Origin of the sequence: Streptomyces sp. NPDC049627 (assembly GCF_044465645.1) — a bacterium.
Lineage (GTDB): Bacteria > Actinomycetota > Actinomycetes > Streptomycetales > Streptomycetaceae > Streptomyces.
On the sequence record NZ_JBITLW010000009.1, the window covers coordinates 386,086 to 399,973 of the forward strand.

Consider the following 13,888-nt stretch of genomic DNA (forward strand, 5'->3'; position numbering starts at 1 on the left):
GCCCATGCCCCCGCACACAGGTGAGGACAGCGGACAAGACATGAGCGACGCCCTCCACCACGGTCGTGACCACTGGCCGAGGCGACTGGTCGCGGCTGCGCCCGTACTGCCCATCCTGATCGTCTCGGCCTTCGCGCTCGTCGATCTCATCGGCGGATCGGGGATGACCTGGGTGCCGCTGCTCGCCACGGGGCCGGCGCTGGCCGCCACCACCTGCGGGCCGCGCGGTGTCCTGTACGTGGGGCTGTTCGCCGCCGCCCTGAGCGTGACCCTCGGCATCCGCGGCGGCGCTCGTGGCAGCGAACTGGCGATCGCCTTGGCCGCCCTGCTGGTGGTCACCCTGGCGTGCGGCCTGACCAGCGCGCTGCGCGGGCGGCGCGAGCGGGTGCTGGCGGCGGTCCGCTCCGTCGCCGAGGCCGCCCAGCACGCGTTGCTCCAGCCGATACCGGCGACGGTCGGGCCGTTCCGGGTGGCCGTCCGCTACAGCGCCGCCGCGGCGGAGGCCCGGATCGGCGGCGATCTCTACGCGCTCGTGTCCACGCCGTACGGGGTCAGGCTGATCGTCGGCGATGTGCGCGGCAAGGGGCTGCCGGCCGTGGGGACCGCCGCGCTGGTACTGGGCGTCTTCCGGGAGGCCGCCCACGACGAGCCCGACCTCCTCGCCGTCGTCGCCCGGATCGAGCGGAGCCTTGCGCGCAACCTGGGCAGCGACGACTTCGTCACCGCCGTGGTCGCCGGGTACCCCGGGGAAGGGCAGCTGGAGCTGGTCAACTGCGGCCATGCGCCACCGCTGCTGGTGCGCGACTCGGCCGTCGTACCGGTCGAGCCGGACCACCCGGCCCCGCCCCTCGGGCTGCGCACCCTCGCCGGTGAGACCCCTGCCCTGCAGGTACTGCCCTTCGCCGACGGCGACCAGCTGCTGCTGTACACCGACGGCGTCACGGAGGCCCGCAACCGCGACCGCGAGTTCTACCCGCTGGCCGAGGGGCTGGCGCGGCACGTCTCGGACGAGCCGACCCACACCGTCACCGCCCTCCACGACGAACTGCTGACCCACGCGGGCGGCCACCTGCACGACGACGCGGCCCTGCTCCTGCTGCGCATACCGCACCAGGTGCCCGCACCCCCCTCAGGAGCGCGGGGCCGTGTCGATATGCGGCTCCGCCGCGTGGGCGCGACCAGCCACGACGCCGCGGCGGACGAAAGACGGTAGAACGCGGCACTCTCCCCACGGCCCTCCCAGCGGAGCGCCCCCGTGCTAGAAATGAGTCATGGCCGGAATCCTCGGCCGCCTGCGCTCGCTGTTGAGCGCACGTACCGTCGCCCGGCAGGTCTTCGTGCTGCAGGCGTCGATCGTCGTGCTCCTCGTCGTCGCCGCGGTGGTGGCCCTCGTGCTGCAGGTCCGCGCCGACAGCAAACGGGAGGCGGGCAACCGGTCCCTCGCCGTGGCCCAGTCCTTCGCGCAGGCGCCGGGCATCGTCGAGGACCTGGCGGATCCGAATCCGGCCGCGGTGCTCCAGCCGCGGGCGGAGGCGGCGCGCGAAGCCACCGACGTGGACTTCATCGTCGTGATGACCAGGGACGGGATCCGCTACACGCACCCCAACCCCGATCAGATCGGCAAGCACTTCATCGGCACCATCGCCCCGGCCGCGGCGGGCGGCGTCGTACGGGAGACGTACACCGGAACGCTGGGGCCGTCCGTGCGGGCCGTGGTTCCCGTGACCGACGACGGCGGCCGCGTCGTCGGGCTGGTGGCCGCCGGAGTGACGCTGGACAGCGTGGGCGGGTTCGTCGATCAGCATCTGCCGGTGGTGCTCGGCTCGGCGGCGGTCGCGCTCGCCGTCGCCACCGCCGGGACCGCGCTGGTCAGCCGGCGGCTGCTGCGGCAGACCCACGGTCTGGGCCCCGCCGAGATGACGCGCATGTACGAGCACCACGACGCCGTCCTGCACGCCGTGCGGGAGGGCGTGCTGATCCTGGACGGCAAGCGGCGGCTGGCCCTGGCGAACGACGAGGCACGCCGACTGCTCGGGCTGGCGCCGGACGCGGAGGGCCGGCGCTGCCCCGAGCTCGGTATCGGGCGCGACCTCGCCCAGCTGTTCGCCTCCGGGCGGGACGCCACCGACGAGGTGCACCTGGCCGGGGGCCGGCTGCTCGCCGTGAGCCAGCGGGCGACCGACCGGGACGGCGGTCCGCCCGGCAGCGTGGCGACGCTGCGCGACACCACCGAACTGCGGACGCTGACCGGCCGGGCGGACGTGGCACAGGAGCGGCTCAAGCTGCTGTACGACGCGGGTCTGGAGATCGGCACGACCCTGGACGTCACGCGTACCTCGCAGGAGCTGGCCGACTTCGCGGTGCCGCGGTTCGCGGACTTCGTCAGCGTCGATCTGGCGGATCCGGTGCTGCGCGGCGAGGAGCCGAAGGCGGGGCGCACGGACATGCGCCGGGTCGCCTTCCGCGGCGTGCGGGAGGGCAGTCCGCTCTATCCCCTCGGCACGCTGATCCACTTCGCGGCGGCCAGCCCGCAGGCCTTCGGCTTCGGCACGGGCCAGACCGTGCTGGAGGCGGACATGCCCGCCTTCTCCGGCTGGCAGGATCAGGATCCCGAGAACGCCCACAGCATCGTGGACTTCGGGATCCACGCGATGCTCACGGTGCCGCTGCGCGCCCGTGGCGTGATCATGGGCATGGCCACCTTCTGGCGCGCCGACCGGCCCGAGCCCTTCGAACCGGACGACGTCTCCCTCGCCGAGGAGCTGGTGGCGCGGGCCGCCGTCAGCATCGACAACGCCCGCCGCTACACCCGCGAGCACACCTTGTCGGTCACGCTCCAGCGCAGCCTGCTGCCCCGGGCCCTGCCCGGTCAGAGCGCCCTGGACGTCGCCTACCGCTATCTGCCCGCGCAGGCGGCGCAGGGCGGGGTCGGCGGGGACTGGTTCGACGTGATCCCGCTGCCGGGGGCGCGGGTGGCGCTGGTCGTGGGGGACGTCGTAGGGCACGGACTGCACGCGGCGGCCACCATGGGACGGCTGCGCACCGCGGTCCACAACTTCTCCACCCTGGACCTCCCGCCCGACGAACTCCTCGGCCACCTGGACGAGCTGGTCGCCCGGATCGACCAGGACGAGGGCGACGTCCTGCACGACGGCGAGCGGGCCCCGGTCACCGGAGCGACCTGCCTGTACGCCGTCTACGACCCGTCCGCCGGGCTGTGCACCCTCTCCCGCGCCGGCCACCTCGAACCGGCTCTCGTCCACCCCGACGGCCAGGTCGAGTTCCCCGCCGTCCCCGGCGGGCCGCCGCTGGGCCTGGGCGCCGGCCTGCCCTTCGAGGCGACGGAACTGCGGCTGCCCGAGGGCAGTGGCCTGGTCCTGTACACCGACGGGCTGGTCGAGGACCACGGGCGGGACATCGACGAGGGACTGGAGCGGCTGCGCGGGGCGCTCGCCGCGGCGCCTCCCACGCACGGCCGGACGCCGGAGGAGACGTGCAAGGCGGTCCTGGAGGCCCTGCTGCCCGAGCGACCGCGCGACGACGTCGCCCTCGTCGTCGCCCGGACGCGGTTGCTGCCCGCGGACCGCACGGCGGCCTGGGACGTCCCGGGCGACCCCTCCGCCGTGGCCAGGGTCCGGGCGGCGGCCACCCGGACCCTGGACGACTGGGGGCTGGCGGAGGAGGCGTTCACGACCGAGCTGATCCTCAGCGAGCTGGTCACGAACGCGATCCGCCACGCCACCGGCCCCATCCGCGTCCGCCTGATCCGCGACCGCGCCCTGATCTGCGAGGTCTCCGACGCCAGCAGCACCGCCCCGCATCTGCGCAGCGCCGCCACGACGGACGAGGGCGGCCGGGGGCTGTTCCTGGTGGCGCAGTTCGCCGAGCGGTGGGGGACGCGGTACACGGGCCACGGCAAGGTGATCTGGACGGAACAGCCCCTGGGCGGCTGAGTCCTGCGGCGGCTCAGTCCCCGTGCGCCTCCAGCGCCGCCCGCACCCCCGACTCCAGGGCGCCCTCGATCCATGACGGCTTCACCGAGGTGTGGTCCCCGGCGAAGTACAGCGGACCCTCGGGGCTGCGGATGGCGGCCAGGAGTTCCGTGTGCTGGCCCGGGAGGAGCACGGACGCCTCGCCGTACGCGTACGGGTCGCGCAGCCAGCTCTGCGTGCGCCCTGCGCCGGTGTAGAAGACCTCGACGCGCTGGCCGTAGACCTGTTGCAGGCCCCGCAGCGCATGCGGGTAGCGGGCGTCCTCGTCGAGGGAGTCCCAGCGGGAGGCGTCGTCGGCCCAGCTGTAGGAGGCCAGCACGACACCTCCCTTGCTGCCCTCGACCGGATGGGAGGGGTTGATCATGAACCGGTTGGAGTTGTCGGAGACCGAGCCGCCGCCGATGATGTGCGCCGCCTCGGGCTGCTCGCGGGTGGCCCAGCGGTTGGCGGCGTAGTGGGCGCGCTGCGCGTCGCTGATGTGGCCGTGCGGAACGGAGGGGTGGGCGCCGAGGAGGCTGCCGTCGGCGGGGGCCCTGCCCTTGCGGTAGTCGTCGTAGAGGCCGGGCCGTACGGCGTCGAGCTCGCGCTTCCAGTCGGCCTCGCCGAACTCCCACCAGCGGCGGCTGAATTCGAGCAGCACCTTGGTCGCGCTGTCGTAGTGCAGCTCGGCGACCGCACGCCGTTTCTTGTACGACATCAGCGGGCTGACCTGCACCTGCCTGAGCCCTGAGAACGGCACGGTGACGATCGCGAGGTCGCCGGTGAACTGCTCGCGCACGACCTTGCCGTCGCGTCCCTCGGAGACGGTGTCGATCCAGACGTGCGGGCCGTCGGCGCGGACGTGGGAGGTGTCGTCGGAGCCGGGCCGGTCGGGGTCCCAGTACTCGATGTGGGTCGCGCGCCGGTCGAGGCGCAGGACGTCGGCGACCTGCTTCAGCAGCGCGTCCGGGAGGGTCGCCGTGCCGCCGACGAGCTCCCAGAACTCGGTGTCGGGGCTGATCAGGGACTGGCTGATGAAGCTGTGGATGAAGGACAGCGGCAGCCGCGAGGTGAGGTTCTCCAGCGTGCCGATCAGGTCGATGGTCCGTTCGTCGAAGCCCGCCTTCTCGGTCAGGAACCGGTACATCGACCAGTCGCCGTACTTCTGCACGACCCGCGCCCAGCCCCGCACCCGCTCGGGCATCGGCTTGTCGACCCGCTTGCCGTCCGGTCCGACGGTGCTGAACTCGTCGCGTACGGGATCCAGGGCGCGGCGCAGGATGGCCGAGGAGGGGGTGTCCCAGTACGCGCGCGGGACGCCGAAGGAACGGTTGATCCTGCGGGGCGACCTCGCGTACTCGGAGCGGCGCACCCGGATGCCGTTGACGTGCAGCCAGGCGTGGTTGACGGGCTTGCCCTCGCCGTCGACGTCGACGAGGTGGAACCGGCGGCGTTTGACGCCGAGTTGGTCGATCAGCTGCATCACCAGCGGATGGCTGCCGGGGATGCGCATGGCGCCGGCCTCCGCGTACTGGGCGGGATCGGCGAACGCCTGCGCCGCGTGCTCGTGCCCACCGGTGCGGAAGGTCTTGATGCGGCCGCCGACGCGGTTGCCGTTGGCCTCGACGAGCGTGACGTGGTGCCCGGCCCGCTTCAGCAGCCAGGCGGCGACCAGGCCGGCGGGTCCGGCGCCGATGACGACGACTCTCTTCGCCGTCTTCGTCTTCGCGCGCGGGAGCCCGGAGTCGAGGATCTTCCGGTACGTCGGCACCAGCGGCCGGTCCTGGTCGTCGACCACCAGGAGGGCGCGGGCGACGGCCAGGCAGGTGTCCCAGTCGGCGGTGGACCGCGGCCGGTGCGGGGCCTGTTGGGGGACGGCGGGTGCGGCGGTGGCCGCGGTGGGAGTTAACGCGACCAGAGCGGCCGTACCGGCGGATGCGGTCGTGAACTGCCGTCGTGAGAAGGGAGTTGAGCCGACAGGTGCGCGGTGATTGTCCATGCGCCCTGGATACGGGGGCGGGAGGGAGGCCGGTGGAGCAACCGTCGGTTCATCACCTGAACGGGCAAGCGCATCAAGGTGCAGCCGCGCCCGGCGCGCGTCCGCGCGCGGGTTTGTGAAGCGCGTATGACGAAACCATTGACGGGGACATGGCCCACTTTTATCTTCGTGCCCACATCACGATCGGAATCACGAACTCCGTTCGAAATACCGGACAGGGACGGTCTCGCATGCCCCGGATGTCTCATCCGCTCTTCAGGAAACGCCGCAGATCGCTGATCCTCTGCGTGCTCACCGCGCTCCTGGCCCTGATGGCGACCACACAGCCGGCGGCCGCTGCGGACGGCCGCCCGTACACGAACCCGCTGAAGTCGTTCAAGGGCGCGGATCCCTGGCTGCAGTACCACGAGGGCAACTACTACCTGATCACCACGACGTTCACCGGCATCCTCGGCATCCGCAAGTCGCCGACTCTCGCGGGCCTCGCCACCGCGCCCAACATGCAGGTGTGGTCGGACACGACGCCCACCCGCAACACCAACATCTGGGCGCCGGAGATGCACCTGTTCAACGGCCACTGGTACGTGTACTACTCGGCCGGCCAGAGCGGTGTGGCCTGCTGCGACTCGCAGCGCACCCACGTGCTGGAGAGCGCCGGCACCGACCCGATGGGGCCGTACACCTACAAGGGTTCGCTCACCGGCACCAATCTCACGCCGGGCGGCTGGCTGATCGACGCGAGCGTGCTGCAGGCCGGGGGCAAGCTGTACCTGGTCGGCAGCGGGTTCATCAACGGCAGTTCACAGAGCCTGGTCATCGCCCCGCTGAGTAATCCGTACACCCTGGCCGACAGGACGTTCACCATCATCTCCAGCCCGACTCTGGACTGGGAGCGCTCGGGCAGCCCCGTCAACGAGGGTCCCGAGCCGCTCTACCACAACGGCCGCACCTTCCTCACCTACTCCGCGAGCTTCTGCGGGACCCCCGACTACAAGCTCGGCCGGCTGGAGCTGACCGGCTCGGACCCGCTGAACCCCGCGTCCTGGACCAAGAAGCAGACCCCGGTCTTCCAGCGCAGTGACGCGAACGGCGTCTACGGCCCCGGCCACAACGGCTTCTTCACCTCGCCCGACGGCACCGAGAACTGGATCGTCTACCACGCCAACTCGGCGTCGAACGGCGGCTGCGGCAACGGCCGTACCACCCGCGCCCAGAAGTTCACCTGGAACGCCGACGGCACCCCGGACTTCGGCACCCCCGTCGCCCTCGGCACCACCCTGCCCGGCCCGTCCGGCGAGACGGCGGCCACGCCGACGTCGTACACCCTCGTCAACCGCAACAGCGGCAAGTGCCTGGACGTGAACGGCGGCAACACCGCCGACGGCACCAACATCTTCCAGTGGACCTGCAACGGCGGGGCCAACCAGAAGTGGAAGGTCGAGGACCTCGGCGACGACACCAACCGGCTCGTCAACGTCGCCACCGGCAAGGTGATGGACACCGCCGAGTGCTCCGCCGCCGACGGCGCCGACATCCGGCAGTGGTCCTGGCTGAACAACAAGTGCCAGCGCTACCGGCTCGTCTTCACCGCGAGCGGCGACCACGTCCGGATCGTCAACGAGTCCACCGGCAAGGTCGCCGACGTCGCCGACTGCGGTACCGCGAACGGCACCGACGTACGGCAGTGGACGTGGCTGAACAACAACTGCCAGCAGTGGAAACTCGTCCCCACCACGTGATCACGCCCGTCCTCATGCCAAGATCGTTCCGTGGTCGACTTCCTGCTCGAACGTACGGTTCCACTCCCCCTGGACGAGGCATGGCGCCGCCTGACGGAGTGGCCCCGGCACGGTGAGGCGGTCCCCCTGACCCGTGTCTCGGTCGCCACCCCCGGGCCCACCCACGAGGGCACCCTCGTCGTGGCCCGCTCGGGGGTCGGTCCGCTCTCCTTCGACGACCCGATGGAGGTGACCGTGTGGCAGCCGCCGGAGGACGACTCACCGGGCCTGTGCCGGCTGGAGAAGCGGGGCCGGGTGGTCAGAGGCTGGGCCGAGATCGAGGTCCGGCCCGGGCCGGGAGGGCGGGCGCGCGTGGTGTGGCGGGAGGAACTGGGGGTGCGGTGGCTGCCGGGGGCTTTCGACGGTGTGCTGGAGCGTACGGCGCGGTATGTGTTCGGGCGGGCGGTGAACCGGCTGCTGCGCACAGCCTGACCGGGCGATGTCAGTGCCCTGGTGTCGAGGCGTCCTTGGCAGCACTGCACGAGGAGGTCTTCGAGGAGCTCTACGGCAGCGACGACGCGTACGGCTCGATCGAGGAGCTGTGGGCCGACGAGGAGTTCATGGGCGAGGAGGGGACCCACTCGATCCTCGACATCCAGCGAGTCGTCGGCACGACGGCCGCGCCGTCGGAGCTCGACCCCGAGGACCACATGACCCTGCGTCCCCTGGCGCCCGACCGGATCCTGCACCACTTCGGCAGTGACCGGCCGACGCCTGGACGGTTCCAGGAACCGGTCGACGAGTCGTACGCGGACCTGCTCCGCCGCGCGCCGCACGAGCGCGGCGAGTCACTCCTCCACGAGAGCCGGATGCGGTGGACCGGTCTGTACGTCGTCCTGTACACCGGTGACGAGCCCAGCCACCTCGGGGTGTTCGGGCATTCGGGCGACTGAGCCCCTCAGGCCACCGAGCCGATCCGACCCGCCGGGGTCGACGTGGACGTCGCGTCGTGGTGGATCGGCGTGTGCGCACCCGTCAGGGACACCCCGCTTCCCCCGCGCCGGTTCGCGACGATCTCCGACGCGATCGACAGGGCCGTCTCCTCCGGCGTACGGGCGCCGAGGTCGAGGCCGATGGGCGACCGGAGTCGGGCCAGTTCCAGCTCGGTCACGCCGACTTCCCGCAGCCTCTCGTTGCGGTCCAGATGCGTCCGGCGGGAGCCCATCGCGCCGACGTACGCCACCGGGAGGCGCAACGCCAGCTGAAGCAGAGGAACATCGAACTTGGCGTCGTGGGTGAGCACGCACAGGACGGTCCTGCCGTCCACCTCCGTGCGCTCCAGGTACGTGTGCGGCCACTCCACGACGATCTCGTCCGCCTCCGGGAAGCGGGCGTCGGTCGCGAAGACCGGGCGGGCGTCGCACACCGTCACGTGGTAGTTCAGGAACTTGCCGATCCGCACCAGCGCCGACGCGAAGTCGATCGCACCGAAGACGATCATGCGGGGCGGCGGCACCGAGGACTCGACGAGCACCGTGAGCGGGGCTCCGCAGCGCGAGCCCTGTTCGCCGATCTCCAGGGTTCCGGTGCGGCCCGCGTCCAGGAACGCGCCCGCCTCCGCCGCGACCGTGCGGTCCAGCTCGGGGTGGGCGCCGAAGCCGCCGTCGCGGGAGCCGTCGGGGCGGACCAGCAGGGCCTGCCCCATCAGCTCCGAGGGCCCCCGCACGATCCGCGCCACCGCCGCCGCTTCCCCCTGGGAGGCCGCGGCGAGCGCGGATTCCAGCACCGGGCGGGCCGGATCCCCGACCCGTACCGGCGTGACGAGGATGTCAATGATGCCGCCGCAGGTGAGGCCGACGGCGAAGGCATCCTCGTCGCTGTAGCCGAAGCGTTCCAGGACCGTCTCGCCGTCCTGCAGCGCCTGTTGGCACAGCTCGTAGACCGCGCCCTCCACACAACCGCCGGAGACCGACCCGATCGCCGTGCCGTCGGCGTCCACCGCGAGCGCGGCGCCGGGCTGGCGGGGTGCGCTGCCGCCGACCACCACCACGGTGGCCACGGCGAAGTCACGTCCCTGCTCGACCCACCGGTTCAGCTCCTCGGCGATGTCCAACATCTGTCGGTCTCCTTGAACAGCGGTTGTGTGGAGGGCGGTACGTGCACCGGCTAGTGCACGCCCATCCAGCTCTCAATGGGATTGAGGGCGAAATACACCAGGAAGATGCCTGTCAGCGCCCACATGAACGCCCCGATCTCGCGAACCTTCCCCTGAGCGGCCTTGATGGCGACGTACGAGATGACGCCGGCCGCGACGCCCGCGGTGATCGAGTACGTGAAGGGCATGATCACTACGGTGAGGAACACCGGAATCGCGGTGGCCCGGTCGGACCAGTCCACGTGCCGCGCGTTCATCATCATCATGGCGCCGATCACGACCAGGGCCGCCGCGGCGACCTCGCCCGGCACGATCGCCGTCAGCGGGGTGAAGAAGAGGCAGGCCGCGAAGAACAGGCCGGTGACGACCGAGGAGAGCCCCGTACGGGCACCCTCGCCGACGCCGGTCGCGGACTCGACGAACACCGTCTGGCCGGACGCGCCGGACACACCGCCGATCGCACCGCCCGCGCCGTCGATGAACAGCGCCTTGGACAGACCCGGCATCCGGCCCTTGTCGTCGGCCAGGTTGGCCTCGGTGCCGACGCCGATGATCGTCGCCATCGCGTCGAAGAACCCGGCGAGCACGAGGGTGAAGACGATCATGCCGACCGTCATCGCGCCGACCTCGCCCCAGCCGCCGAACTCGACGTTGCCGAAGATGGAGAAGTCCGGCATGGACACCGCGCTGCCGTGCAGTTCGGGAGCGCCGCTGGCCCACTGCTTGGGGTCGATGACGTCGAAGGCGTTGAGGGCGACGGCGAGGACGGTGCCGCCGACGATGCCGATCAGGATCGCGCCGGGGATGCCGCGCGCCTGGAGCATGAAGATCGCGATCAGGGTGGCCGCGAAGAGCAGGACGGGCCAGCCGGCCAGTTCGCCGGCCGGGCCGAGGGTGACCGGGGTGGCCTCACCCTGGTGCACGAAGCCGGCCTTGTAGAAGCCGATCAGGGCGACGAACAGACCGATGCCCATGGTGATCGCGTGCTTCAGCGCGAGCGGGATCGCGTTCATGATCATCTCGCGCAGGCCGGTGACGACCAGCAGCATGATGACGACGCCGTACATCACGCACATGCCCATGGCCTGCGGCCAGGTCATCTGCGGGGCGACCTGCGAGGAGAGCACGCCGGAGACGGAGAGGCCGGCGGCGAGGGCGAGCGGTACCTTGCCGAAGAAGCCCATCAGCAGCGTGGTGAAGGCCGCCGCGAACGCGGTCGCAGTGATCAGGGCCTTCTGCGCGAGGGTGTCCCCTGCCGCGTCCTTGCCGGACAGGATCAGGGGGTTGAGCAGGAGGATGTACGCCATCGCCATGAAGGTGGTGACGCCGCCGCGCACCTCACGCGCGACCGTGGATCCCCGCTTGGATATGTGAAAGTACCGGTCGAGCCACGACTTGCCGGCGGGGACGCGGGTGCCTTCTCCCGCGTCTTCGGCAGTGGTCGTGGGCTCCAGTGACTGCTGGGTCATGTGGGCCTACTCCCAAGGTTCAAAGGGGCACCCTGGCCAACCGCCGTTGCGGCTGACGGGATTTGGGAAGGTGCTTCGGCCGCACGACCCGGGGGACGGCCCGAGACGAACGATCTGTACTGCTTGCTCCGGGCGGCGCGGAGTGTGTGACGTTCCGTGCGCCGCCCGGAGGGACTGGCGGGTTTCCTTACGCCGTACCGGTGAGGTGTTCCGGACGGACCGGCGTGCGGTTGAGCTCCAGCCCGGTCGCGTTCCGGATCGCCGCCAGGACGGCCGGGGTCGACGACAGGGTGGGGGCCTCGCCGATGCCGCGCAGCCCGTACGGGGCGTGGTCGTCGGCGAGTTCGAGCACATCGACGGGGATGGTCGGCGTGTCGAGGATCGTGGGGATCAGGTAGTCCGTGAAGGAGGGGTTCCTGACCTTCGCCGTCTTCGGGTCGACGATGATCTCCTCCATGACCGCCACGCCCAGACCCTGGGTCGTACCGCCCTGGATCTGGCCGATGACGGACAGCGGGTTGAGCGCCTTGCCGACGTCCTGGGCGCAGGCCAGCTCGATCACCTTCACCAGGCCGAGCTCGGTGTCGACCTCGACGACGGCGCGGTGTGCGGCGAAGGAGTACTGGACGTGGCCGAAGCCCTGGCCGGTGCGCAGGTCGAAGGCCTCGGTCGGACGGTGCCGCCACTCGGCCTCGACCTCGACGGTCTCGCCTTCGAGGACGTCGGCCAGATCGGCGAGGACCTCGCCGCCGTCGGTGACGACCTTGCCGCCCTCCAGGAGCAGCTCGGCGGTCGCCCAAGCGGGGTGGTAGGAGCCGAACTTGCGGCGCCCGATCTCCAGCACCTTCTCGCGGACCAGCTCACAGGAGTTCTTGACGGCGCCGCCGGTGACGTACGTCTGACGCGACGCGGACGTCGAACCGGCGCTGCCCACCTGGGTGTCCGCCGGGTGGATCGTCACCTGCGTGACGCCCAGCTCGGTGCGGGCGATCTGCGCGTGGACGGTGACACCGCCCTGGCCGACCTCCGCCATCGCCGTGTGCACGGTCGCGACGGGCTCGCCGCCGACGACCTCCATGCGCACCTTGGCGGTGGAGTAGTCGTCGAAGCCCTCGGAGAAGCCGACGTTCTTGATGCCGACCGCGTAGCCGACACCGCGTACGACGCCTTCGCCGTGCGTGGTGTTGGACAGGCCGCCCGGCAGCTGCCGTACGTCCGCGCCCTCGCTGGACTCCCACTGGCGCTCCGGCGGCATCGGCATCGCCTTGACGCGGCGCAGGAGTTCGGCGACCGGGGCCGGCGAGTCGACGGGCTGGCCCGTCGGCATGATGGTGCCCTGCTCCATGGCGTTGCGCTGCCGCAGCTCCACCGGGTCCATGCCGAGCTGCTTCGCCAGCTTGTCCATCTGCGCCTCGTAGGCGAAGCACGCCTGGACCGCGCCGAAGCCGCGCATGGCGCCGCAGGGCGGGTTGTTGGTGTAGAGGGCGATGGCCTCGATGTCGACGTCGTCGACCACGTACGGGCCGATCGACAGCGAGGAGGCGTTGCCGACCACCGCCGGGGAGGCCGAGGCGTACGCCCCGCCGTCCAGCACGATGCGGCACTTCACGTGCGTGAGCTTGCCGTCCTTCGTGGAGCCGTGCTCGTAGTAGAGCTTGGCGGGGTGGCGGTGGACGTGCCCGAAGAAGGACTCGAAGCGGTTGTAGACGATCTTGACCGGCTTGCCCGTGCGCAGCGCCAGCAGGCAGGCGTGGATCTGCATCGACAGGTCCTCGCGACCGCCGAAGGCGCCGCCGACGCCGGAGAGCGTCATACGGACCTTGCTCTCGGGCAGGCCGAGCACGGGCGCGATCTGGCGCAGGTCGGAGTGCAGCCACTGGGTGGCGATGTAGAGGTGGACGCCACCGTCCTCGTCGGGGACGGCGAGACCCGACTCGGGGCCGAGGAACGCCTGGTCCTGCATGCCGAAGGTGTACTCGCCCCGGACGATCACGTCCGCCCTCTTGGCGGCCTCCGCCGCGTCGCCGCGGATGATCGGCTGGCGGTGGACGATGTTCGGGTGCGGGACGTGGCCGCTGTGGTGGTCGTCGCGGTTCTCGTGGACGAGGATCGCGTCCGGGGCGGTCGCGGAGGCCTCGTCGGTGATGACGGGCAGCTCGCGGTACTCCACCTTGATCTTGGCGGCGGCGCGGCGGGCCGTCTCCGGGTGGTCGGCGGCGACGATCGCGACCGGCTCACCGTGGTGGCGTACCTTCCCGTGCGCGAGAACCGGGGTGTCCTGGATCTCCAGGCCGTAGTTCTTCACGTCGGTCGGCAGGTCGTCGTACGTCATGACGGCGTAGACGCCCGGCATGGCGAGGGCCTCGCTCGTGTCGATGGACACGATCTCGGCGTGGGCGACCGTGGAGCGCAGGATCTGGCCCCAGAGCATGTCCTCGTGCCACATGTCGGACGAGTAGGCGAACTCGCCGGTGACCTTGAGGGTGCCGTCCGGGCGGAGGGTCGACTCACCGATGCCGCCCTTGGTCTGGGACCCCTGGGTGATCTTGGTGGGAGCGCCGTTGGTGGGCATGGTG

Annotated in this window: 9 protein-coding genes; 5 read left to right on the plus strand and 4 right to left on the minus strand. The window is 71.1% G+C overall.

From position 1 onward, the window contains the following. The first annotated feature begins 40 nt into the window (after positions 1–40). Both ACIBU0_RS26055 and ACIBU0_RS26060 read left to right on the plus strand, forming a co-directional pair. Complete coding sequence (locus ACIBU0_RS26055; protein ID WP_398822518.1) at positions 41–1,213, plus strand: PP2C family protein-serine/threonine phosphatase; 1,173 nt, start codon at positions 41–43, stop codon at positions 1,211–1,213. A 58-nt stretch (positions 1,214–1,271) separates the two neighbouring features. Continuing rightward, complete coding sequence (locus tag ACIBU0_RS26060) at positions 1,272–3,953, plus strand: SpoIIE family protein phosphatase (RefSeq protein WP_398822521.1); 2,682 nt, start codon at positions 1,272–1,274, stop codon at positions 3,951–3,953. A 13-nt stretch (positions 3,954–3,966) separates the two neighbouring features. Here the strand turns inward: ACIBU0_RS26060 and ACIBU0_RS26065 are convergent, their stop codons facing one another. Then, positions 3,967–5,970: a flavin monoamine oxidase family protein gene (locus ACIBU0_RS26065; protein WP_398822524.1), complete on the minus strand. Its 2,004-nt coding sequence runs from the start codon at positions 5,968–5,970 to the stop codon at positions 3,967–3,969. A gap of 239 nt (positions 5,971–6,209) precedes the next feature. Here ACIBU0_RS26065 and ACIBU0_RS26070 point away from each other — a divergent pair, with 239 nt between their 5' ends. From ACIBU0_RS26070 to ACIBU0_RS26080, 3 genes are read left to right on the plus strand one after another with little or no spacing between them, the layout of a single operon-like run. Beyond that, positions 6,210–7,709 carry a family 43 glycosylhydrolase gene (locus ACIBU0_RS26070; RefSeq protein ID WP_398822527.1) on the plus strand — a complete coding sequence of 500 codons (1,500 nt, stop codon included), beginning with the start codon at positions 6,210–6,212 and terminating at the stop codon, positions 7,707–7,709. A 30-nt stretch (positions 7,710–7,739) separates the two neighbouring features. Further along, the gene (locus tag ACIBU0_RS26075) at positions 7,740–8,180 is read left to right on the plus strand and encodes an SRPBCC family protein (protein ID WP_398822530.1); all 441 of its coding nucleotides are present in this window, start codon (positions 7,740–7,742) and stop codon (positions 8,178–8,180) included. 35 nt (positions 8,181–8,215) lie between these two features. Further along, positions 8,216–8,641 carry a hypothetical protein gene (locus ACIBU0_RS26080; RefSeq protein WP_398822533.1) on the plus strand — a complete coding sequence of 142 codons (426 nt, stop codon included), beginning with the start codon at positions 8,216–8,218 and terminating at the stop codon, positions 8,639–8,641. Between the two features lie 5 nt (positions 8,642–8,646). Here the strand turns inward: ACIBU0_RS26080 and ACIBU0_RS26085 are convergent, their stop codons facing one another. From ACIBU0_RS26085 to ACIBU0_RS26095, 3 genes are all read right to left on the minus strand, one after another. Next, entirely contained in the window at positions 8,647–9,804 is a 1,158-nt protein-coding gene (locus ACIBU0_RS26085) for an XdhC family protein (RefSeq protein ID WP_398822536.1), read from the minus strand. Between the two features lie 50 nt (positions 9,805–9,854). Continuing rightward, entirely contained in the window at positions 9,855–11,312 is a 1,458-nt protein-coding gene (locus tag ACIBU0_RS26090) for an NCS2 family permease (protein WP_398822539.1), read from the minus strand. A gap of 187 nt (positions 11,313–11,499) precedes the next feature. Then, a complete protein-coding gene (locus ACIBU0_RS26095; protein WP_398822542.1) occupies positions 11,500–13,884 on the minus strand; it encodes a xanthine dehydrogenase family protein molybdopterin-binding subunit in 2,385 nt (794 codons plus the stop codon). Positions 13,885–13,888 lie beyond the last annotated feature (4 nt).

Coding starts and splice junctions, on each gene's coding strand:
- ACIBU0_RS26055 (WP_398822518.1), top strand. CDS start 41: ATGAGCGACGCCCTCCACCACGGTCGTGACCACTGGCCGAGGCGACTG.
- ACIBU0_RS26060 (WP_398822521.1), top strand. CDS start 1,272: ATGGCCGGAATCCTCGGCCGCCTGCGCTCGCTGTTGAGCGCACGTACC.
- ACIBU0_RS26065 (WP_398822524.1), bottom strand. CDS start 5,970: ATGGACAATCACCGCGCACCTGTCGGCTCAACTCCCTTCTCACGACGG.
- ACIBU0_RS26070 (WP_398822527.1), top strand. CDS start 6,210: ATGTCTCATCCGCTCTTCAGGAAACGCCGCAGATCGCTGATCCTCTGC.
- ACIBU0_RS26085 (WP_398822536.1), bottom strand. CDS start 9,804: ATGTTGGACATCGCCGAGGAGCTGAACCGGTGGGTCGAGCAGGGACGT.
- ACIBU0_RS26090 (WP_398822539.1), bottom strand. CDS start 11,312: ATGACCCAGCAGTCACTGGAGCCCACGACCACTGCCGAAGACGCGGGA.
- ACIBU0_RS26095 (WP_398822542.1), bottom strand. CDS start 13,884: ATGCCCACCAACGGCGCTCCCACCAAGATCACCCAGGGGTCCCAGACC.